Below are 20,842 nucleotides of genomic sequence, written 5' to 3' on the forward strand. Positions count from 1 at the left end.
CTCATATAGGTCACGCGGCCGCCGCCGCACCCTCCAGCGCTTCGCCGAACAGGCTGTTGGAGCCCGCCCGCGTGATGCGCACCGGCACCACCGTGCCGATGGTGGAGGCGGGCGCATCGAACTGCACCGCCTGGAGGTGCGGCGTCTTGCCCGCGACCTGGCCCGGATGCCGGCCGGTCTTCTCGACCAGGATCTCGGTGAGCGTGCCGACGCTCGCCGCGTTGTAGGCGTGGCGCTGACGGTCGAGGAGGTCTTGGAGGGCGGCGAGCCGCTCGGTCTTCACCGCCTCCGGCACCGCATCCTCGCGCTCCGCCGCGGGCGTGCCGGCCCGCGGGCTGTACTTGAACGAGAACGCCGCCGAAAAGCCGACGTCGGAGACGAGCCGTAGGGTCTCGGCGAAGTCGGCATCGGTCTCGCCGGGGAAGCCGACGATGAAGTCCGAGGACAGGGCGATGTCGGGCCGCGCATTCCGGATGCGCTCGATCAGCCGGCGGTAGGCGTCACCCGTGTGGCGCCGGTTCATCGCCTGGAGGATGCGGTCCGAGCCCGACTGCACCGGCAGATGCAGGTATGGCATCACCAGCGGGTTTGTTTCGTGCGCGGCGATGAGATCGTCGGCGAAATCGTTCGGGTGGCTCGTGGTGTAGCGCAGGCGCAGGAGGCCCGGCACCGCGGAGAGCGCGTCCATTAGGTGGCCGAGCGTCGCGGGGGCGCCATCCGGCCCATCGCCGTGATAGGCGTTGACGTTCTGGCCAATGAGGGTGATTTCGCGCACCCCACCCTCGACGAGGCGGCGCGCTTCGTCCACCACCGCCGCCACCGAGCGCGAGACCTCCGCACCGCGGGTATAGGGCACGACGCAGAAGGCGCAGAACTTGTCGCAGCCCTCCTGCACGGTCAGGAAGCCGGTGACGCCGCGGTTGCGCCGGGCCGGCAGGTGGTCGAACTTGTCCTCGGCCGGAAACTCGGTGTCGACGACGCGGGTCTCGCGCGACTGGCGCAGCAGGTCCGGCAGGCGGTGATAGCTCTGCGGGCCCACCACCACGTCCACAGCCGGTGCACGGGACAAAATCTCGCGGCCTTCCGCCTGCGCGACGCAGCCCGCCACCACGATGCGGGTGTCCTGCCCGCTCTCGGCGCGCTCGCCCTTGAGCACACGTAGGCGCCCGAGTTCGGAATAGACCTTCTCGGCGGCCTTCTCGCGGATGTGGCAGGTGTTGAGGACGACGACGTCGGCCTCCTCGACCGAGTCCGTCGCGCTGTAGCCCTCGGCCGCCAGCACGTCGGCCATGCGGCCGGCGTCGTAGGCGTTCATCTGGCAGCCGTAGGACTTAACGTAGGCTTTCTTCAAGATCGCAACCCTGCCGCCGGTGGGCGGTGAATTTTTGAGGACTTTTTGCTCGACAGGCCCTCTATCACGGTTCGAACGCCGACACGATTCTCTTGCTTCTTCGAAAAGGTCCGCCCGTGAGGCTCGCCGAAGATCCCGCCTTCTTCGCCCTGCTGACCGGCAGCTTCCTGCGCCTCGTCGGCCGCCCGCTCATCCCTGAGCCGGATCTCGGGCCAGACTGGCTCTACGCGCAGGCGCCCTTCGCCGTGCTGGCCCACGACAGGAGCGCCGACCCGCTCTTCGTCTATGCCAACCGGGTGGTGCAGCGGGCCTTCGGCTACGGCTGGGATGACATCGTCGGCATGCCCTCGCGGCTTTCGGCCGAGGCGCCGGAGCGGGCCGAGCGGCAGCGCCTGCTCGACGCGGTCGCCCGCGACGGGTTCGTCTCGGATTATGCGGGCGTTCGCGTTGCCAAGGACGGGCGGCGCTTCCCGGTCACCGACGGCATCGTCTGGCAACTCGTGGATGAGGGCGGGATCGTTCGCGGCCAAGCGGCGACTTTCCCGATGCCGGCCTGAACGGTCACACCGCGGCGATGCCCGGCGCCGAGACGTCGGCGCCCTCCCCAATCGTTTCCGGCGCCGCCGGCGCCGGGCGGGGGGCGGCCCCGCCGAGATGGATCTGGCGCAGACCCTGCCGCACGGCGGCCTCGGCCTGGGCGGTGGCGACTTTGCGGTCGGTGGCGGCCTCGAAGGCGATCGGCGCGCCCCAGTTCACGTGTACGTCGATGGGCCCGCGAGCCGCGAACAGGGCGAGATGCGGCGCGAGTTCCATGTCGCCGTACCACGCGATCTCCGGCCGCTCGACACGGGTCACCGGCAGGCCGTTGCGGCGCGGGTAGCCCAGCGCCAAGGGCTGGAGCCGGATGCGCGCGAGCCCGCCGGTTTCCGCCGTCAGCGCCGTCCGGGCGGCGCCGACCAGCGAGGAGCGGAACGGCAGCAGGCGCAGGCCATCGCCGGTGGTGCCCTCGGCGAACAGCACGATCAGGTCGCCGTCCGCGAGCCGTTGCCCGACCGTGGCGTTGACGTGGGCGGTCGCCGTGCGCTTGGCCCGCTCGATGAAGACCGTGCGTTGGAGCTTGGCCAGCATACCGATCAGCGGCCAGCCTGCGATTTCCGACTTGGCCACGAAGGAGAGCGGGCGCAGCGAGCCGAGCGCGACGATGTCGAGCCAGGAGACGTGGTTCGACAGCACGAGCGCCGGCTCGCCCGGCGGTGGCGGCGTGCCGCTCTGGATCACCCGAACGGAGAACAGGCGCAGGAACAGGCGGTGGAACAGCGCCGCGATGCGCGCCGCGAGCCGTCCCCGGCCGAAGCGCAGGCTGAGCCAGTGCGGCACGATCACGATCAGGAAGGCCAGCGCCTGGACGAAGAGGCGGAGGCCGATGCCGACGCGCGTCATCGGGCGGATGCGCTCCCGCGAAACCTCACGACAGCGTCGCGCTCATGGTCAGCGCCGTGGCCCGACTGCCGTCGGGCAGCGGGTAGTAGCCCTTGCGCTCGCCGACCTTGAGGAAGCCGTGGTGGGTGTAGAGCTTCAGGGCCGGCGTATTGCCCTCGTCGACTTCGAGATGGACGGTGCGGATGCCGGCATAGGCCAAAGCGGTCAGGTGCTCGCGCAGGAGCCGGTGGCTGTGGCCGCCGCCACGGGCGGAGGGCGCCAGAACGATGGTGAGGATCTCCGCCTCGTCCACGGCTTTACGTGACAGCACGAAGCCCAGCAGCGCGTTGCCCCGGCGCAGGGCATGCGCCTCGGTCGAGCGCTCGCACAGCATCCGCTCGAATTCGTGGGCCGCCCAGGGGCGGGCGAAGGCGGTGGCGTGCAGCTTTTCCAGGTCGGACGCCTGTCCGGCATCCCGCAGCGGCGCGACGTAGGGCACGGAGCCCCAGGCGTCCCACCATGCGGACCACCAATCGAGCGGCCAGAACGGGGAGACGGTCCGCGTCATGCCCTTGCGAGCCTCGCATGATGCTGCGGCTGGGCGTCGGGCCCGCGCAGGTAGAGGGGGCGCGGCAGCGCCTGGTCCGGATCGGCCACGAGTCCGAGCGAGGCGACCCAGGCGATCTGCGGCGCGCCGGTCTCGGCGACCTCGACGGTAATGCCGGCGGCCGCGGCCGCCGCCGCGAGCGCGGGAGCGCCGGAGCCGGTGAGGATCGCCCGCCGTCCGCCGAGCAGGCTCACCGCCTCGTCGAGAGCGATGTGACGGGGTGGGATCACCGTGCCTTCCGTCACGCTCATGGCCTGGAGGTAGACGGCGCCGTGGCGCGCGTCGATCGCGGCGACCACCGTGTCGTCGCCGTTGAGGGCGAGCTGCGGCGCGAGCAGGGCGGACAGGGTGGTCACGCCCACCACCGGAATGCCGGTGGCGAGCCCGATGGCGCGGGCAGCGGAGATGCCGACGCGCAAGCCCGTATAGCTCCCGGGCCCGACCGTGACTGCGACCCGGTCGAGACCCTCGAAGCCGCCCTCGACCCGGGCCATGACCCGCTCGATCAGCGGCAGCAGTGCCTCGGCATGGCCGCGTACGAGCGGCATCGACTCCTCGGCGAGCAGGTCGTCGCTGTCGTCCGTAGCCACGCAGGCCGCGCAGGCTTCAAGCGCCGTATCGATGGCAAGGATGCGCAAACGTCGATTCCATCCGGCGGCGGGCCGCAAGCGCCCGCCTTCCGGCTAATCATAGGACAAAACCGCCCTCCCCGTCAGCGCATCCACGGCCGACCTCCCCAAGGAAGCGGTGCGGTGTTGCGCCGATGCCAGGGGAAAACCGGGCGGCCGGGCCGTCGATCAGATCGCCTGCACTTCCCGCACGGAGGGGAGGAAGTGGCGGAACAGATTCTGCACGCCCTGGCGCAGGGTCGCGGTGGAGGACGGGCAGCCCGAGCAGGCGCCCTTCATCTCGAGGTAGACGATGCCCTCGCGGTAGCCGCGGAAGGTGATGTCACCGCCGTCGCCGGCCACCGCCGGACGCACGCGGGTCTCAAGCAGGTCCTTGATGGTGGCCACGGTGTCGTGGTCGGCCTCGTCGTAGAACTCTTCCGTTTCTTCTTCCGCGAGCGCCGTGCCCTCGGCCAGCACCGGGCGGCCGGACTGGAAGTGGTCCATGATCGCGCCAAGCACGGCGGGCTTCACCTGCGGCCACTCGTTCACGCCGTCGGCCTTGGTGACGGAGATGAAGTCGTGCCCGAAATAGACGCCCGAGACGCCGGGCACCGCGAACAAGGCGGTGGCGAGCGGCGAGCGCTCGGCGCTGGCGGTGTCGCGGGCCTCGAAGGTCCCGTCGGTCAGCACGACGCGACCGGGCAGGAACTTGAGCGTGGCGGGGTTCGGCGTGGCTTCGGTCTGAATGAACATGTGGAGAATCCTCGGGTCCGCTGGCGCCGGTTCAAGGCCGGCCGGGATCGGTGCCGGGTTGGACCGGCACCGCTTTCCATGTGGACCGACAGGGACGGATTCTCAACCGCTCCCGCGACTTGTTGGACAGCGATAACCGGTGTAAGAAGCCCGTTCATCACGCATATCGTTCGTATCCGCGCCTGAGGAAGGAGCCGCCTCGCATGGCTCGCGTCACCGTCGAAGACTGCATCGAGAAGGTCGAGAACCGCTTCGAGCTGGTCCTGCTCGCCAGCCACCGGGCCCGCCTGCTTGCCGCCGGCGCCCCGCTGACCGTGGAGCGCGACCGCGACAAGAACCCCGTCGTGGCCCTTCGCGAGATCGGCGACGAGACCATCACGGCGGAGGATCTGAAGGAGCAGCTCATCCACTCGATGCAGAAATACGTCGAGGTGGACGAGCCCGAGGCCGAGACCGTGCCGCTCCTCTCGAGCTCGCCCGCCGCCGCGGCGGTGGCGCCCCAGTCTTCCTCAGACGACAAGAACGTGCAGTTCGACTTCATGAGCGAGGAGGATCTCCTCCGCGGTCTCGAGAACCTTGCGCCCCCGACCGAGACCGACGACGAGGGCGAGTAAGCTCTCTTCGCGCTCCGCGTCACGATTCACGCCCGCCCTCGGTCCCCGAGCGGCGGGCGTTCTCGTGTTTCGCTCCGTCTCCGACGTGTTGCGCCGCTGGCCGGCTTTCGGGGTAAAGCCCCGTCCTGGCGTCCATGCGGGAGCGGCGGAGCCGTCGCGCTTTGCCCGCGACGCCATGGGTCTGGGCAAACGCGTGCCGATGCAGGAAGGTGTCGGGCGAGCGACCGCGTCCGTCCGGGCCGGGCCCCCTTGAGAGTGCCGCACGAAACGCCCGATCGCCGATCGTCGCCCCTTGGGCACGGCGGCGCAGCGGGCGTGTTGTGAACGACACCGAGCAGATCGAGAGCAGGATCCTTCGGCGGATGATGCGCCAGTATGAACTCGTCGAGCGGGTCAAGCGCTACAACCCGACCGCGAACGAGGCGCTTCTCAACCGCGCCTACGTCTATGCCATGCGGGCGCACGGCACGCAGAAACGCGCCTCGGGCGGTCCGTTCTTCGCCCATCCCCTCGAAGTCGCCGCCATCCTCACCGACCTGCGCCTCGACGACGCGACCATCGTTGCGGCCGTCCTGCACGACACCGTCGAGGACACCGCCGCGACCCTCGACGAGATCCGCGAGATCTTCGGTTCCGAGATCGGCGCGCTGGTCGACGGGCTGACCAAGCTCAAGCGCCTCGACCTCGTCTCGAAGCGGGCGGTGCAGGGCGAGAACTTCCGCAAGCTGCTGCTCGCGGTGGCCGAAGACGTGCGGGTGCTTCTGGTCAAGCTCGCCGACCGCCTGCACAATATGCGCACCCTCCACTTCATGCGCGACGACAAGCGGGCGCGGATCGCCGAGGAGACCCTCGACATCTACGCGCCGCTCGCCGGCCGCATGGGTATGCAGGAGCTGCGCGACGAACTGGAAGACCTCTCGTTTCGCACGCTGAAGCCGGAGGTCTACGCCACCATCACCAAGCGGCTCGAAGACCTCTCGGCGAAATCCGGCAGCGTCATCGAGAGCATCGAGCACGACCTCACCGCCCGGCTCGCCGCGCGGGGTATCGCCGCTCAGGTGAAAGGGCGGCTGAAGAAGCCGTTCTCGATCTGGTCGAAGATGGAGCGCAAGTCGGTCGCCTTCGAGCAGCTCTCCGACATCGTCGGCTTCCGCGTGATCGTCGGCACCCTGGCCGAGTGCTACGCGGCGCTCGGCGTGGTGCATACGAGCTGGCCGATGGTGCCGGGCCGCTACAAGGACTACGTCTCGACGCCCAAGCAGAACGATTACCGCTCGATCCACACCACGGTTATCGGCCCGAAGCGCCAGCGCGTCGAGCTGCAGATCCGCACCGCCGAGATGGACGAGATCGCCGAATACGGCATCGCCGCCCACGCGCATTACAAGGAGGCCGGCAAGGAGGGCGTGGAGGGCGAGGTCCATCCCCGGCTCGCCACCGAGAGCGGCGCCTACCAATGGCTACGCCGCACCATCGAGCTGCTGGCCGAGGGCGATTCGCCGGAGGAGTTTCTGGAGCACACCAAGCTGGAGCTGTTCCAGGATCAGGTGTTCTGCTTCACGCCCAAGGGCCGCCTCATCGCCCTGCCGCGGGGCGCCACGCCGATCGACTTCGCCTATGCGGTGCACACCGATGTCGGCAACACGGCGGTGGGCGCCAAGATCAACGGCCGGCTCGCGCCCCTGCTGCACGAACTCGCCAACGGCGACGAGGTCGAGATCGCCCGCTCCGATGGCGCTTCGCCGCCGGCCGCCTGGGAATCCCTCGTCGTCACCGGCAAGGCCCGCGCCGCGATCCGTCGGGCGACCCGCGCTGCTGTGCGGCGGCAATATGCCGGGCTCGGCCGCCAGATCCTCGACCGGGCCTTCGAGCGGGCGGGCAAGAGCTTCTCCGAGGAGAAGCTGCGCGGCGCCCTGCCCCGGCTCGCCCGCGCGAGCACCGAGGACGTGTTTGCCGCCGTCGGGCGCGGCGAGATGTTCTCCGGCGACGTGGTGAAGGCCGTTTATCCCGACTTCAAGGAGGAGCGGCGCGCGGGGGCGAGCGGCGGTCCGGCGGCCAACGGGGCGGCGGGGCGCCTCACCCGTTCCAAGGACCAGACCATGCGGCTGACCTTCTCCGGCGAGGCCGACGGCGCCTCGGCCTCGGCCAGCATCCCGATCCGCGGGCTGGCCGGCGACCTGCCGGTGAGCTTTGCCCCCAATGGCGGTGCCCTGCCGGGGGATCGCATCGTCGGCATCCTCACGCCCGGCGTCGGCGTGACGATCTATCCGATCCAGTCGGCCGCGCTCGCCGCCTTCGACAACGAGCCCGAGCGCTGGCTCGACGTGCGCTGGGACGTGGAAGGCTCGCAGGAGCGCTTCCCCGCCAAGCTCGCGCTCGAATCGATCAACGAGCCCGGCACGCTGGCACAGATCGCCCAAGTGATCGCCGAGCATGACGGCAACATCGACAATGTTTCGATGAAACGCCGCACGCAGGACTTCACCGACATCTCCATCGACCTGTCGGTGCCGGACCTGAAGCACCTCACCGCCATCGTCGCGGACCTGCGTGGCAAGCGCTCGGTGAGCCGCGTCGAGCGGGTGAACGGCTGACGGTCGCTCCTGCGGGCGTCGCTTGCCGGAACCGATGCCGGGACACGTCATTCCGTCATCGGACCAGCCTATGGACGGCAGGGCCTACGCCGCGCTTTTCCGGAGCGACCGTCATGAAGCTTTCCCTGGTCACCCCCGTCATCCTCGCGCTCGGGATCCCGCTCGCTCAGGAGGCCGGCGCGCAGGGCCTGCAACCCGGCATGCGGACGATGCTCCAGCGGGGCGGCGCGGAGGGTCTGCCGCTCGTCCCCGCCCATCCCGACGATCTGGATGACGACAAGCTGCAGCCGGGCATGCGCACGATGATCCAGCGCGGTGGAAGCGAGGGCGTGCAGCTCGGCGCGCTCCTGCCCCGGTCCTACGATCCCTGCTATGATGGGCCGGTCTACGACGCGTCCTATCCTCCGCCCGCCTACGAGACCCGTCCCGATCGGCGCCGGGACCCTCTGCGCGTCCGGAACTAGGGTTTCGGCGACGCGGACCCGATCCTGCCCGTCGGATCGTCATCGTCCGCAGATCGGCAGCCGTCGTCCCGGACGATGGCTCGGCCTTCGGCTTGCGCCCCGCTTGCGCCGCTGCAAGAAGCAGCGGAACACGGTTTGGCGAGCAGGTGACCATGACGCCGGAAGAAGTCCTCGAAGAGTTCCGTTCCGCAGGGGCCCTGCTGCAGGGGCACTTCATCCTCAGCTCCGGCCTGCGCTCGCCCACTTTCCTGCAGAAGATGACGATCTTCTCCGATCCCGCGCGCACCGAGCGGCTGTGCCGGGCATTGGCCGAAAGCATCACCGCCCGCTTCGGCCGGATCGATATCGTGGTCTCTCCGGCCATCGGCGGCATCATCCCCGGCTACGAGACCGCCCGCCATCTCGGCGCCAAGGCGATCTTCGTCGAGCGCGACCCCGGTGGTCCCTTCACCCTGCGCCGCGGCTTCTCGATTCCCGCCGGCACCCGCGCCGTCATCGTCGAGGACATCGTGACGACGGGCCTCTCCGCCCGGGAGTGCCTGGCTTCGCTGAAGGACGAGGAGGGCGAGGTGGTCGGCGCTGCCTGCCTGATCGACCGTTCGGGCGGCCGGGGCGAGATCGGGTTGCCGCTTCTGTCCCTGGTCACGCTCGACATCCCGGCCTATGCGCCGGACGCCCTCCCCCCGGAACTTGCCGCCATCCCTCCGGTCAAGCCGGGCAGCCGGGCGCTGCCGAAGCCCTGAGACGGGGCATGAAGGCTCGCGGCATGAGACGGTTTGGTGGGGCTGGGAAGTTTCCGTGCGGGCAGCTCATGTCAATTGGGCTCGTGCAGCAACTTCAAGTATGTAAACTCGACGGTGCGCCCCTAAAGACGCTGTGTCGCAACCGTTAGTGCAAAAATGAATTCGTAGAATACGCTCTCGGTTGCGGACAATCATCTTCGGTTAAATTTGACGCTGGCGGCCTTAACTCTTTCTGGCGCTTGACAGGGATTGCCTGCTCGGTCACCAAAGGGGCGGCTCGGGCCGGTGTCTGCTACGCTGTTCCGAGCCCTGCAACTCTCCGACGCCGCGAGCCCGCTGGCCGGATCACGCTCTTTCGGACGAAAGCGTGTTTCGGAACACGAAGGCTGCTATCCGTCGAGAGTGCAGGGATGCCGGACTTCGGCAGCGCATTGAATCTACGATTTCATGTACTGCATTCATGTCTGAATTTCCAGAAATAATTGCTGCCATCTCAAGCACACGGATCAGTCGATGAGCGATAAGCAACGGACCGCAGTCTTTATCGACGGCGCGAATTTGTACGCGACCACGAAGGCGCTTGGTTTCGATATTGATTACAAGCGTCTTCTCAAGGATTTTCAGGCCCGCGACAACCTCATTCGGGCTTTTTATTACACAGCAATGATCGAGGATCAGGAGTATTCCTCGATCCGCCCGCTGATCGATTGGCTCGACTATAACGGTTACCGGGTCGTCACCAAGCCTGTGAAGGAATTCACCGACTCCGCCGGGCGCCGCAAGATTAAGGGCAACATGGATATCGAGCTCGCCATCGACGCGCTCGAACTCGCCCCCCACATCGACCACATGGTGCTGTTCTCCGGGGACGGTGATTTCCGCTCGCTCGTGGAGGCGATCCAGCGCCGTGGCGTTCGCGTCTCCGTCGTCTCGACGATCCAGACCCAGCCGGCGATGATCGCCGACGACCTGCGCCGCCAAGCGGACGAGTTCATCGATCTCGCACATCTCGCGAGCCGGATCGGCCGCGACCCGAGCGAGCGCACTACCCGCGCTCCCGGCGACGGCCCCCGCCGCGAGTTCGCTGAGCGCACGCCCCGCCCCAACCCCGGTCTCGAGAGCCGCTACGGCATCCGCCCCGGCGCGTCCGACGAGGAAGCGGAAGGCTGAGCGGCACTTCGGGGCTCTTATCGCGGTGACGGGCGAACGCCCCTCGCCGTCAGCAGCGATCCAGCGACCTGCCCGATCCGGACAGGTCGCTTCGGCTCCACCTCGCGATGACGGGAGCGGGCTGAGCCCGAAGCGATCAATGGTAAACCGGATCAGCCCTTGTCACGCATCAGGCGGGCCTTGTCGCGATCCCAGTCGCGCTGCTTGACGCTCTCGCGCTTGTCGTGGAGCTGCTTGCCCTTGCCGAGGCCCAGCTCGACCTTCGCCCGGCCCTTGTCGTTGAAGTAGATCTTCAACGGAATCACCGTGTAGCCCTGGCGCTGGGTGGCGCCGATCAGCTTGTTGATCTGGCGGCGGTGCAGCAGCAGGCGGCGGGGCCGCTTGGTGTCGTGGTTGAAGCGGTTCGCCTCCAGATATTCCGGAATATAGGCGTTGAACAGCATCAGGTCGTTGCCGGACGGCCCGGCATAGGACTCACCGATCGTCGCCTTGCCGCCGCGCAGCGACTTCACCTCGGTGCCGGTCAGCGCGATGCCGGCCTCGAGCGTGTCCTCGATCGCGTAGTGGTAGCGGGCGGAGCGGTTGTCGGCGACGACGCGCCGGCCGGGATCGGGTTTGGGTGCCATTCGTCTTCAGGTTCGTGATCGGGCGGCGGTCCACCGATATGGGGACCGCCACGTTCTCCGGCGAGGCTTCGCGCCGGATCTTCTCGGATCAATCCGACGGCGTCAGATCAGGCCGGCATGCTCGAGCGCGGCATCGACCGCCCGGCGGCAGCCCTCCGTCGCCGGCACCAGCGGCAGGCGCACCTCCTCCGACATCAGCCCGAGGCGCGAGAGAGCGTATTTCGCCGGCACCGGGTTCGATTCGTAGAACATCTGCACGTGCAGCGGCATCAGCCGGTCCTGGATCTTCAGGGCCTTGGCGTAATCGCCCGCCAGCGTCGCTTCCTGAAGATCGGCGCAGAGCCGGGGTGCGACATTCGAGACCACGGAGATGCAGCCGACCCCGCCATGGGCATTGAAGCCGAGCGCCGTCGCATCTTCGCCAGAAAGCTGGATGAAGTCTTCTCCCAAAGCCTGTCGCTGGAGGCTGACACGGTCGATCTTGGCCGTGGCATCCTTCACGCCGGCAATGTTCTTCAATTCGAACAGCCGCTTCATGGTGTCGACGCTCATGTCGACCACGGACCGGCCGGGGATATTGTAGATGATGATCGGGATGCCGACGGCGTCGTTCACCGCCTTGAAGTGTGCGTACATCCCCTCCTGCGTCGGCTTGTTGTAGTAGGGCGTGACGGTGAGCACCGCATCCGCGCCGACGCTCTCAGCATGACGCGCCCGCGCGACGGCCTCCCGCGTCGAGTTCGAGCCGGCGCCCGCGATCACCGGCACCCGGCCGGCGGCCTCGGCGACGCAGACCTCGACCACCCGGTCGTGCTCGGTGTGGCTCAGCGTCGGGCTCTCGCCGGTGGTGCCGGTCGGAACCAGGGCGTGGGTGCCCTGCTCGATCTGCCAGTTCACGAATTTCCGGAAGGCCGCCTCGTCGAACTCGCCGTCGCGGAAGGGGGTCGCGAGCGCGGTCATCGAGCCGCGAAGGCGGGCGTGGGTATCGGTCATCCTGGCGTTCCCGGCCGTTCTTCTTGCCTGTCTTCCGGCGTGCCCCGGCGGCTGCCGCCGCGCGGGCCGCGCTTGGGACGCGCGAGACATAGGCCCTCCCCCGTCCGCGCGCAAACGCTTCGCTTGCGCAGTTAATGCCATCTTAACGGACCGGGGCCCAGCTTAAGGCTTGGCCTCCGGTCGGGGTGTCTCAGATCATGGCGTTGCCCACACGCTCCCTGCCCCTGCTCCTCGGCCTGCTGCTGTCCGGCACGGCCGTGCTGCCACAGCGCGGCGGGGCCATCGAACTCCGCAACCCGCAACCGGCCTCCGCCCCTGCCGCCCCCGCGAGTGACGCCACCGCGCCCGCCGGGCAGCCGAGCGACGGCCAGGGTCCTGCCTCGGATCCCGTCGCGGCGGATGCGCTGCGCCTCGATCCGAGTTCCGGCGAGGCGGCGTCCGACAAGCCGCTGCCCGCCGCGGCGTCGTCCTACGCCTCCACCGAAGCGGACGGCCCGGTCGCCTTCCCGCTGCCCGATGCCGCCGTGTCCCCGGCCGCCCCCTCCCCCGAGGTGCCGGATCCGGCCCGGCCGGTCGCCTTCGGCGAGACCGATCTCGGCCAACTCCGCGAGACGATCGACCTCTATCGCAAGGGCAAGGTCTCCGACGGCGATCGGCTCGCCGCCGGATTCTCCGATCCGGCGGCGCGGGCGCTGCTCGAATGGGTCGCGATCCGCGCGGGCGCCGGCGTCAGCTTCGAGCGGGTCGTCGCCTTCTCGCGCGCCAACCCCGATTGGCCGGCTGGCCCCCTGCTGCGCCGCCGGGCCGAGGAGCGGCTGCTCACCGAGCGGAAGAGTTCAGGCTTGGTGCGCGCCTATTTCGCAAGCGCCAAGCCCATCAGCGCGCCGGGCAAATTCGCTCTGGCGCTGGCTCTGCGTGCCGACGGGCTCGATGCGGACGCCGCCGAACTCGTGCACGATCTCTGGCGCGAGGAGAGTTTCGGGCGCAGCCTGGAAGCGAAGGTCACCGACGCCTTCCCCGGCGTGCTCACGGTGATCGACCACCGCTACCGGATGGAGCGTGCCCTCCTGAAGGAGGATTGGGTCACTGCTGCCCGCGCCGCCGACTATGCCGGCGGATCCTATGCCAGCCTCGTGCGCGCCCGCCGGGCGGTGCAGGGCAAGGCCGGGGCAGCGGCCGCCCTCGCGGCGGTGCCGCCGTCGCTGCGCAACGATTCGTCCTATCTGCTCTCGCGCGCACAGTACTTCCGCCGCGCCGACAAGGCGCCCGAGGCGGCCAAGGTGCTGCTCTCCGCGCCCACCAACCCCGAGGTGCTCGCCGACGGTGACACGTGGTGGGTCGAGCGCCGCATCGTCGCCCGCAAGCTGATGGATGCGGGTGAGTCCAAGACCGCTTACGCGGTGGCCGCCGCGCATTCCGCCCGCACCTCCGAGAAGCGGATCGAGGCCGAGTTCCACGCCGGCTGGATCGCGTTGCGCTTCATGGCCGATCCGGCCGCGGCCGAGCGGCACTTCGCGCAAGCCGCGAGTGTCGCCGAGACACCAATCTCGCTGGCGCGCGCCGCCTATTGGCAGGGCCGCGCGGCGGAGGCTGCGGGCAAGACCATCGAATCGAAGGCTTTCTACGAGCGGGCCGCGCTTCAGCCGATCGCCTATTACGGGCAGCTCGCCCGCGCCCGGCTCGGCCAGCACAGCCTGCCCCTGCGCCGGGCCGCCGAGCTGAGCCCGACGGCCCGCGCCGCCTTCGACGATCGGCTCTTCATGCGCGGCCTGAAGCTTCTGGCCGCCGCCCAGATGAAGGAACTGGCGCTGCCGCTCTACATCGACGCCGCCCGCTCGCTCACCGAGGAGGCGCAGGTCAACGCGCTCGGTGAGACCGCGGTGGCGATGCGCGACGCGCGGGCGCTGGTCTCCATCGGCAAGCTCGCCACGCAGAGGGGGCTGGCACTGGACACCCATGCCTACCCGACCATCGGTATCCCCGATTACGAGACCTTCACCGCGGTGCCGCAGGTCGAGCGGGCCATGGTCTTCGCCATCGCCCGGCAGGAGAGCCAATTCGATCCCCGCGCCCAGTCCGGTGTCGGCGCGCGCGGCCTGATGCAGATGATGCCGGCCACCGCCCAGCGCACGGCCAAGCGCGTCTCGACGTCTTACGAAACGGACCGGCTCACCAGCGATCCCGCCTACAATGCGCGGCTGGGCCAGGCCCATCTCGGCGAGCTGATGGAGGATTGGAAGGGCTCCTACGTCCTCGCCTTCGCCTCCTACAACGCGGGCGGCGGCAACGTGAAGAAGTGGGTCGATGCCTACGGCGATCCGCGCCGCCCCGATGTCGATCCGATCGACTGGGTCGAGCGCATCCCCTTCACCGAGACGCGCAACTACGTGCAGCGGGTGATGGAGAACCTGCAGGTCTACCGCAACCGCCTCGACGGCAAGAGCGCGCTCCTGATCGAGCGCGACCTCGCCCGCGGCGCTCGCACCGCCGTTAGCGCCGAGGCCCAGCCGGTCACGCCGTAGTGTCGTGACCCTGGTAGTGGCGGCGGACCAGCGCTTCCACGAAGGGCCAGAGGCCGGGGATGCCGCGCTCGATCACCGGCCGGTAGCGCGCCATCACTTGCGCCTCGGTCAGGCCGTTCTCGGCCCAGGTACCGCCCTCGGTCAGCGTGTTGAGCAGCAGCGGCTGGAGCCGGTCGAGCGCCTTGGCGAACCGGGCCTCCACCGTCTCCACCGCCTCGAATTCCCGCCAAAGCCCCAGGAAGCGATCCCGCTGCGGTTCCGGCAGGAGCCCGAAGATCCGCTCCGCCGCGACCGCCTCGACCCGCGCCAGGGCAACGGAATCGTAGGCGCTGTGGATCGGCACGTCGCCGGCATCGACCTCGACGATGTCGTGCACGAGCAGCATCGCGACGACGCGGTTCAGGTCGAGACCGGGTGCGAGATCCCCGAGAACGAGCGCGAACATCGCCAGATGCCACGAATGCTCGGCCGAGTTCTCGCGTCGGCGCTCGCTGATGGTACGGTTCTGGCGCAGCACCGCCTTGAGACCGTCGATTTCGCTAAGGAACGCAAATCGGCTCGCGATATCGGTAGCGTCGTCCATGTCGTTGTTCCCGGCATTGTGCGGAACGGTTGAAGGGTTCGAAGCGTCCGGGCAAGGCGGCTGTGCGGTCGATTTCCCACAGGGCATCGATCCCTATGCTTTTGGATCGCCGCATGGGCGCCGATAGAGTGGGGTCGCCATGGCCGTCACGGACTCGATCTCAGCCCCCGCCCTCCGCGGCATCGAAGCTCGCCTGATCGCGCGGGCGACGGAGTCCGACGAGGCGGAGGCCATCATCGCGGAGTTCTGCGAGGCTCTGGTCACGGCCGGTCTCCCACTCTGGCGCCTCAGCCTCGCGGTGCCGGTGATCGATCCCCTGTTCCGCGGGGTGAGCCTCGCGTGGCGGCGTGGGGAGGGCATGGCGGTGTTCCCGACCGTGCACGGCCCGGAGGGCGAGGATACCTTCTTCCGAAGCCCCGTTGGCTGGCTGCAGGCGAACGACCTCGCCTTTGTGCGCTGGCGGCTCGAGCGCTCGAACGGCTGCCCCGACCTTCCGTTGCTGAACGAACTCAGACAGGCGGGCGCCACCGATTACCTGCTCCATGCCGCCGCCTTCGCGCCCGGCAGCGCCATGGCGGGCGTCGGCATCTCGTTTGCGACCGACCGGCCCGGCGGCTTCACCGAGGTGGAGCAGGCGGCCGTGGCCGGGCTCGTGCCGGTGATTGCCCTTGTCACGGCCAAGCTCAGCCTGTCGCACGCGATGCGCGAGATGCTCGACACCTACCTCGGACCGGCGACGGGCGCGCGGGTGCTCGCCGGCGAGATGCGGCGCGGCCAGGGCACGGTGGTCCACGCCGCGATCCTGCTCGCGGACCTGCGCGGCTTCACGGCGGTGGCGGACCGCGACGATCCCCTGAAAGTGGTGGGCTGGCTCAACGAGCATTTCGATGCGCTGGGCGAGCCGGTGCAGCGCCACGGCGGCGAGATCTCGAAGTTCCTCGGTGACGGCTTTCTCGCCGTCTTCCCCGTGGCCGAGCCGGACGCCCTCGCCTGCCCGGCCTGCACCGGGGCGCTCGATGCGGCGCGCGAGGCGCTCGCCCGCAATGCCCGGCTGAACGCGTCCCGCCTCCGGGACGGGCTGCCGCCCCTGGAGGCGGACATCGTGCTGCATTACGGGCGCGTCGTCTCCGGCAATGTTGGCACCGACCGGCGCCTCGACTTCACGGTGATCGGCCGGGCGGTCAACGAGGCGAGCCGGATCGAGCGGCTCTGCGACGGGTTGGAGCGCTCGCTGCTCCTCTCGGATGCCTTCGCCCGGCGTTGCGGAGCGGCGCTCGTCCCCGTCGGCGAATTCGCCCTGCGCGGCGTCGGGCGCAAGCAGCGGATCTGGGGGCTGGCGGCGGAGGAGGCCGACGCATCAGAGCCGGCGGCCGGAGACGGAGCGCCCGAGACCGCCCAGGGCGCAGCCCGCAAGATAGGCTCCCAGCAGCAGCGCACCCGTCTCGATCCACAGGCCGGGCGCGCCGGGCACGGTTCGGAGCGCCGCCAGGGCGGCCAGGATGGCGAGGCCGACGAGGAGAAGGCCGGCCGCAGCCAGGGTGAAGCTGCTCCGCGGCAGGCCGGTCAGCGTGCCGACGGCGAGGCCGAGCAGCAGCGCCGCCGCCAGCGCGGGCCAGAGCGAGGAGACGAGCCCGATCACGAGCGTAGGCTGAGGCCGATTCCCTGACGGTCGGAGAGCGGTGCGACGCCCGTCGGCGCGGCGGTGCGCTCCAGCGGCACGCCGGCTTTCTGGAGGTAATCCACCACCGCGAGCGCCCGTGCCCGCGCAAGGTCGGCGCCGGCATCCGCCCGCTCGGCCTCGGTCTTCTCGGGCTTCGGCTCAGGTTTCGGTGCGGGCTTGGCCGCCTCCTTCGTCTCCGCCTTGCCCTTGATGGCCTTGCCGGATTTCGTGTCCGTCTTCGCCTCCGCCTTGGCGGGTTTGGGTGCCGTTTCCTTCGCGGCCTCCTCGGCGACCGGATCGGCCGGCGCGTCCGGCTTCGCCCCGGCCGGATCGAGATGGCCTACGACCTCGATCCGTTCGGCGGGGCAGGCGCGTGCCAGCGCCGCCACCGCATCGAGCACCGGGTAGAATTCGGGCGCGAGCGCCGTGCTGCCCGGAGCAAAGCGCAGCGGATGCCCGGCGGTGCGCTCGGCAAGGCGCTGTCCGCACGGGCCCATCTCAGTCGTCGCCGCGGGGGCCGCGTCCGAAGCAACGGACACCGTGGCGTTCCAGCCTGCCGGCATCGCCTTCGGCAGGGACTGAGCGAGGCGGGCGGCGCTCTCCGGATAGAGGCTGGTGCCGGTCAGGCGCAGGCTGGTGCCGGTGATCGTCAGTTCCCCGCTCGCCAGCGTCGAGAACGGATCGACCGCCGCCGCGAGCGCTGTGGCCAGACCGGCCGGGGCACCGTCGGCCAGGCGGGTACGGTCCTGGATCGATTCGCGGAAGAAGCGCGGATTGAGCCGGGCCAGCAGCGCCTCGCGCGTCGCCCGATCCGGCAGATGGCCGCTTACCGTGACGCTGTCGCTGCCGCGGCGGATCCGCAGGACGTAAGGGACAATGGGCTGAGCGGTGAGCGTCACCCGGCCCGCGGCGATGCCGGAGGGCCGGGCGTCGCGCATCAGCGTCTGCGCCTCGGTGACCGCTCCGGCATCGAGCGCATTGCCCTCGACCGAAACCGCCGCCCCCTCGAAGCTGACGCGTCCCTCGTGCAGCAGGCCCGAAAGCTGGAATACGAAGCGCATCAATGCCGGGCCGTCGATGCCCTGCGGCAGGCCTCGGGCGTCGCGCAGGCGATCATCGATGGCGGCCCCCTCCGCGGCGTCCGCGGCGGCGGCACGGATTTCCTCGCGGGCGCTTTCCGAGGCGACGTGGCCGTTCAGTTCGAGGCTGCCGTCCGGCCGGCGGGAGACGCCGAACCGGAAGTCTCCGATGACCGGCGGCGTGATCTCGATCGTACCGAGAGTGTAGCCCTGCGGTGGGGTCGCCAGCGCCGTGCGCAGGGCGTCGTAGGCGGCCAGGCTCGCCGCTTCGCCGCGGATCGAGATCACGGTGTCGTTGAGCGTGGCGACGGCGCCGGTGGTGAGATCCTGAAGCCGCTCCACGGCAAAGGCCGCGGCGTCGGGGAAGTCGCGCGGGGCGCCCCGCGCCGCTCGGGCATGGTCGCTCAAGGTGGCGTCACGCGGCAGGGCCGGCTTCAGGCGCTGCGCCAGCTCGAAGGCGCCGACCTCGGCCGGTCGGCTGCCGGTGGCCTCGACGCGACCGGTGGCGGGGCGCTCCACCGACCAGACGAAGGGGGACACGTCCTCGATCACACCGGTCCGGTCGGTGAGGCGGCGAATGCCGTCGATGGCGGCCAGCCGACCGACGAACGCCTCGCGCTGGGAGGCTTCCGGTGCTTCGCCCGTCGCGGTCAGGTCGCGGCCCGTCACCGAGACGCGCAGCCAGGGCTCGGGCTGTCCCTCGCCGGTCGCGGCGGCGATCGCCGCGGCCTCCCGCTCGAGGCGTTCCGTGACCCGCAGCATGCCGAAATAAGCCGCTGCGGCGATCAGGGCCAGAAGCGGAAGGCCGGCGATCCAGCCGGCCCGAATCAGTCGAGACCGGGGCGAGCGGCCGGGCGGCGGTATCGGCGAAGGCGGTATTTCCGAAAGCTTGGACATGGGCTCGACCTCCTCGGCGGCCGGCGATGGTGGCCAGAAGACAGGCCCATCGGGGCGCTTTGAAGGCCACGCCCGTCTCGCGCCGACGGGCGCTGATTCGTGCCTGCCCGCGTTTCGATCGGTTGTCGATCAACAAAAAACCCCGGCCGCGAGGCCGGGGTCTGGAAGGTGTCCGTCGTGTCCGGCCCCCGCGCGGGCGGGGTGCCGGTTCGGCTTAGAAGTCGCGCTGCACCCGGAAGCGGGCCTGGAACACGTCCTCGCTGCTGACCGTGCGGGTCGGGATGTTGTTCACGAAGCCACCCTTGTCGCTGTCGGAGACGCGACCGTTCTTGACGCCGGTTTTGATGTACTGGCCCTCGACGCCGATATCGAGATCCTTGACCGGCGACCAGATCAGGCTCGCGCCGGTGACGACCTGATAGGTGTCACGCAGGGCGGGGCTGAGGCTGTAGCCGACGGCGTTGGTGAGGTAGGAGGGCGGAGCCACAGTCGAGGCCGCGCCGACCACCGAGTTCGCCTGGCTGATGGCCTGACGGGCGCCCTGGGAGAACCAGATCTCGCCGTAGCTGGCGTAGAAGGCCGAACGCCACTCGGGTGACCAGTAGTGGAGGTAGGACGCCACCGCCGTGAAGCTGTTGGACAGTTCGATGCGGCCGGTCAGCGGGTTGACTACGGCGTCGGAGAGGTACTGGTTGAACGGGTTGCCCGCGTAGACCGAGGCGTTGCTCAGGTAGCCGGCGGTGAAGCGGTTGATGCCGGTGTAGAACGAGGCACCCTCGCCGTAGGCACCCTGGAGGTAGAGGCCATCGCCGGGAGCGATGAAGGGCAGGTTGAACTTCATGCCACCCTGGACGGCCCAGCCGTATTCGGTCTGCGCGCCGGCGTTGATGCCGCGTGCCGCCAGGGCCGCCGCGGTGTTGGTGGCCAGCACGCCGCCGGTGCCGGGGACGCCGACCGAGGACCCGGCGATGAAGCCGCCGGTGTTGATGTCCTTGACGGCGGCCGAGAACTGGGCCGAGCCCCAGGCGGCGTCGTAGCGCAGCGAGCCGACGAAGTCGGGCAGGCGCGAGCGCTGCACGGCGTCGACGAAGGCCACGGCGGTGGCGTTGCCCGCGGCGTTGGTGCCGAGGATGATCGGCGTCGGCGCCGTGGTGAACACGTTGTTCAGACCGGCCTGGCCGGGGACGAGGCCCGTCGCGCCGGCCGCGTCGGAGTAGAGCGGGTTCTTGCGGTAGTTCGGGTCTTCCATCGACAGCGTCACGGACCAGCCCTCACCGAACTTCTGGGTGTAGGCGAGCAGGTTGGTGGACGGCAGATCGGAGCCCAGCGACGAGCCGATGATCTCGAAGTCGTGGGCGTAGAAGTCGAAGAACGAGGAGGCGCGACCGGCAGTAAGGCCGGCGAACTGCACGAACGCCTTGTCGACGTTGATGAAGTTCTGAACGCGGCCGAGCTGGTCCTGGCCGGTGCCGGAGAAGGCGTAGGCGCCGCGCAGGTTCGTGCCGGAGGAATACTTCGTGTTGCCGGTGCGGCTCGCGGCGTCGAGGCGCAGGAAGGCGCGCAGGGTGCCGTAGCCGGTCTGGGTGCGGGCATCGAAGTTGAAGCGGGCAAGGCCCGTGAAGCCCGAGATGTCGCCGCCGCCGGGGATGTCGCGGTTGTCGCTGCCGATATAGCCGTACTCGGCGCGGGCGCGGCCGGAGACACGCAGGCAGGTATCGGTACCGGGAATATAGAAGAAGCCCGCGCCGTAGGCCGTGCAGACGCGGACGTACTCGATTGGAACGGCCTTCTTCACCGGCAGGTCGGCGGCCTGAGCCCCACCCACGACGGCCAGCCCCGCTGCCGATCCAAGGAGAAGGCTCTTCACGAGCTTCATGGTATACCCTCCAGAAGTTTCGAGACCCACGGGATCGGACTTCTGTTTTGGCCGGGCGCCCACGATGTCCGTGGTCGTTCTGGCCCGTCCTTGTTTCCCTTGGAGCCTGGCCCTTCCCAACCGGGTTGTCGGCCAAGCCGCAGCGGGGTTGTCCCGTCCGCAGCGGCACCATGAGCGAGCGTGGCCGTACGGGCAACAGAGATGACTGTCTTGGAGCTGACACAGAGTAGCTTCCCTGCACTCTGTTGCAGCCTCGCAACTTAATCCCGGCTCAAACGCA

Annotated in this window: 17 protein-coding genes and 1 pseudogene; 8 read left to right on the forward strand and 10 right to left on the reverse strand. The window is 69.4% G+C overall.

Annotated features, from left to right (window positions below; all coding sequences use genetic code 11):
- Positions 1-10: 10 nt before the first annotated feature.
- Positions 11-1,351 carry a tRNA (N6-isopentenyl adenosine(37)-C2)-methylthiotransferase MiaB gene (gene miaB / locus J2W78_RS12950; protein ID WP_253371047.1) on the reverse strand — a complete coding sequence of 447 codons (1,341 nt, stop codon included), beginning with the start codon at positions 1,349-1,351 and terminating at the stop codon, positions 11-13.
- A gap of 116 nt (positions 1,352-1,467) precedes the next feature.
- Between miaB and J2W78_RS12955 the strand changes: the two genes are divergently transcribed.
- Entirely contained in the window at positions 1,468-1,908 is a 441-nt protein-coding gene (locus J2W78_RS12955) for an MEKHLA domain-containing protein (protein WP_253371050.1), read from the forward strand.
- 4 nt (positions 1,909-1,912) lie between these two features.
- On the opposite strand, the gene J2W78_RS12960 is transcribed toward J2W78_RS12955, so the two are convergent.
- The 4 genes from J2W78_RS12960 to J2W78_RS12975 form a co-directional block, all read right to left on the reverse strand.
- Positions 1,913-2,791: a lysophospholipid acyltransferase family protein gene (locus tag J2W78_RS12960; protein ID WP_253371051.1), complete on the reverse strand. Its 879-nt coding sequence runs from the start codon at positions 2,789-2,791 to the stop codon at positions 1,913-1,915.
- 25 nt (positions 2,792-2,816) lie between these two features.
- Complete coding sequence (locus J2W78_RS12965) at positions 2,817-3,338, reverse strand: GNAT family N-acetyltransferase (protein ID WP_253371052.1); 522 nt, start codon at positions 3,336-3,338, stop codon at positions 2,817-2,819.
- Positions 3,335-4,015 (reverse strand): tRNA (adenosine(37)-N6)-threonylcarbamoyltransferase complex dimerization subunit type 1 TsaB, encoded by a 681-nt coding sequence (tsaB, locus tag J2W78_RS12970; protein ID WP_253371053.1) that lies wholly within the window; start codon positions 4,013-4,015, stop codon positions 3,335-3,337. Before tsaB ends, J2W78_RS12965 begins: the two co-directional genes overlap by 4 nt.
- 159 nt (positions 4,016-4,174) lie before the next feature.
- On the reverse strand, positions 4,175-4,741 hold the full coding sequence (locus J2W78_RS12975; RefSeq protein WP_253371057.1) for a NifU family protein: 567 nt from the start codon (positions 4,739-4,741) through the stop codon (positions 4,175-4,177).
- A 203-nt stretch (positions 4,742-4,944) separates the two neighbouring features.
- Between J2W78_RS12975 and rpoZ the strand changes: the two genes are divergently transcribed.
- The 5 genes from rpoZ (at position 4,945) to J2W78_RS13000 (ending at position 10,326) form a co-directional block, all read left to right on the forward strand.
- Positions 4,945-5,355 carry a DNA-directed RNA polymerase subunit omega gene (rpoZ, locus tag J2W78_RS12980; protein WP_003602879.1) on the forward strand — a complete coding sequence of 137 codons (411 nt, stop codon included), beginning with the start codon at positions 4,945-4,947 and terminating at the stop codon, positions 5,353-5,355.
- Between the two features lie 362 nt (positions 5,356-5,717).
- Positions 5,718-7,949 carry a RelA/SpoT family protein gene (locus J2W78_RS12985; protein ID WP_253371059.1) on the forward strand — a complete coding sequence of 744 codons (2,232 nt, stop codon included), beginning with the start codon at positions 5,718-5,720 and terminating at the stop codon, positions 7,947-7,949.
- A 113-nt stretch (positions 7,950-8,062) separates the two neighbouring features.
- On the forward strand, positions 8,063-8,413 hold the full coding sequence (locus tag J2W78_RS12990; protein ID WP_253371061.1) for a hypothetical protein: 351 nt from the start codon (positions 8,063-8,065) through the stop codon (positions 8,411-8,413).
- A 152-nt stretch (positions 8,414-8,565) separates the two neighbouring features.
- A complete protein-coding gene (pyrE, locus tag J2W78_RS12995; RefSeq protein ID WP_253371063.1) occupies positions 8,566-9,156 on the forward strand; it encodes an orotate phosphoribosyltransferase in 591 nt (196 codons plus the stop codon).
- 513 nt (positions 9,157-9,669) lie between these two features.
- Entirely contained in the window at positions 9,670-10,326 is a 657-nt protein-coding gene (locus J2W78_RS13000) for a LabA-like NYN domain-containing protein (RefSeq protein ID WP_253371064.1), read from the forward strand.
- 152 nt (positions 10,327-10,478) lie between these two features.
- Here J2W78_RS13000 and smpB read toward each other — a convergent pair whose 3' ends face one another.
- Positions 10,479-10,952 (reverse strand): SsrA-binding protein SmpB, encoded by a 474-nt coding sequence (gene smpB, locus J2W78_RS13005; protein WP_003602874.1) that lies wholly within the window; start codon positions 10,950-10,952, stop codon positions 10,479-10,481.
- 102 nt (positions 10,953-11,054) lie between these two features.
- Positions 11,055-11,945 carry a 4-hydroxy-tetrahydrodipicolinate synthase gene (gene dapA / locus J2W78_RS13010; protein ID WP_253371066.1) on the reverse strand — a complete coding sequence of 297 codons (891 nt, stop codon included), beginning with the start codon at positions 11,943-11,945 and terminating at the stop codon, positions 11,055-11,057.
- Positions 11,946-12,142: 197 nt separating this feature from the next.
- Between dapA and J2W78_RS13015 the strand changes: the two genes are divergently transcribed.
- Positions 12,143-14,467: a lytic transglycosylase domain-containing protein gene (locus J2W78_RS13015; RefSeq protein ID WP_253371069.1), complete on the forward strand. Its 2,325-nt coding sequence runs from the start codon at positions 12,143-12,145 to the stop codon at positions 14,465-14,467.
- Here the strand turns inward: J2W78_RS13015 and J2W78_RS13020 are convergent.
- The gene (locus J2W78_RS13020) at positions 14,457-15,050 is read right to left on the reverse strand and encodes an HD domain-containing protein (protein ID WP_253371071.1); all 594 of its coding nucleotides are present in this window, start codon (positions 15,048-15,050) and stop codon (positions 14,457-14,459) included. The genes J2W78_RS13015 and J2W78_RS13020 overlap by 11 nt on opposite strands.
- A 139-nt stretch (positions 15,051-15,189) precedes the next feature.
- Between J2W78_RS13020 and J2W78_RS13025 the strand changes: the two are divergent.
- Positions 15,190-16,422 (forward strand): annotated as a pseudogene (locus J2W78_RS13025) (adenylate/guanylate cyclase domain-containing protein); the annotation flags it as partial.
- Positions 16,423-16,685: 263 nt separating this feature from the next.
- Here the strand turns inward: J2W78_RS13025 and J2W78_RS13030 are convergent.
- Both J2W78_RS13030 and J2W78_RS13035 read right to left on the reverse strand, forming a co-directional pair.
- Positions 16,686-18,686 carry a flagellar motor protein MotB gene (locus J2W78_RS13030; RefSeq protein ID WP_253371072.1) on the reverse strand — a complete coding sequence of 667 codons (2,001 nt, stop codon included), beginning with the start codon at positions 18,684-18,686 and terminating at the stop codon, positions 16,686-16,688.
- A gap of 214 nt (positions 18,687-18,900) precedes the next feature.
- Positions 18,901-20,562 (reverse strand): porin, encoded by a 1,662-nt coding sequence (locus J2W78_RS13035; RefSeq protein WP_253371074.1) that lies wholly within the window; start codon positions 20,560-20,562, stop codon positions 18,901-18,903.
- Positions 20,563-20,842 lie beyond the last annotated feature (280 nt).

Origin of the sequence: Methylorubrum extorquens (assembly GCF_024169925.1) — a bacterium.
Classification (GTDB): Bacteria; Pseudomonadota; Alphaproteobacteria; order Rhizobiales; family Beijerinckiaceae; genus Methylobacterium; species Methylobacterium extorquens_A.

Coding starts and splice junctions, on each gene's coding strand:
- J2W78_RS12960 (WP_253371051.1), bottom strand. CDS start 2,791: ATGACGCGCGTCGGCATCGGCCTCCGCCTCTTCGTCCAGGCGCTGGCC.
- J2W78_RS12965 (WP_253371052.1), bottom strand. CDS start 3,338: ATGACGCGGACCGTCTCCCCGTTCTGGCCGCTCGATTGGTGGTCCGCA.
- J2W78_RS12975 (WP_253371057.1), bottom strand. CDS start 4,741: ATGTTCATTCAGACCGAAGCCACGCCGAACCCCGCCACGCTCAAGTTC.
- rpoZ (WP_003602879.1), top strand. CDS start 4,945: ATGGCTCGCGTCACCGTCGAAGACTGCATCGAGAAGGTCGAGAACCGC.
- J2W78_RS12985 (WP_253371059.1), top strand. CDS start 5,718: ATGATGCGCCAGTATGAACTCGTCGAGCGGGTCAAGCGCTACAACCCG.
- J2W78_RS12990 (WP_253371061.1), top strand. CDS start 8,063: ATGAAGCTTTCCCTGGTCACCCCCGTCATCCTCGCGCTCGGGATCCCG.
- pyrE (WP_253371063.1), top strand. CDS start 8,566: ATGACGCCGGAAGAAGTCCTCGAAGAGTTCCGTTCCGCAGGGGCCCTG.
- J2W78_RS13000 (WP_253371064.1), top strand. CDS start 9,670: ATGAGCGATAAGCAACGGACCGCAGTCTTTATCGACGGCGCGAATTTG.
- smpB (WP_003602874.1), bottom strand. CDS start 10,952: ATGGCACCCAAACCCGATCCCGGCCGGCGCGTCGTCGCCGACAACCGC.
- dapA (WP_253371066.1), bottom strand. CDS start 11,945: ATGACCGATACCCACGCCCGCCTTCGCGGCTCGATGACCGCGCTCGCG.
- J2W78_RS13015 (WP_253371069.1), top strand. CDS start 12,143: ATGGCGTTGCCCACACGCTCCCTGCCCCTGCTCCTCGGCCTGCTGCTG.
- J2W78_RS13020 (WP_253371071.1), bottom strand. CDS start 15,050: ATGGACGACGCTACCGATATCGCGAGCCGATTTGCGTTCCTTAGCGAA.
- J2W78_RS13030 (WP_253371072.1), bottom strand. CDS start 18,686: ATGTCCAAGCTTTCGGAAATACCGCCTTCGCCGATACCGCCGCCCGGC.
- J2W78_RS13035 (WP_253371074.1), bottom strand. CDS start 20,562: ATGAAGCTCGTGAAGAGCCTTCTCCTTGGATCGGCAGCGGGGCTGGCC.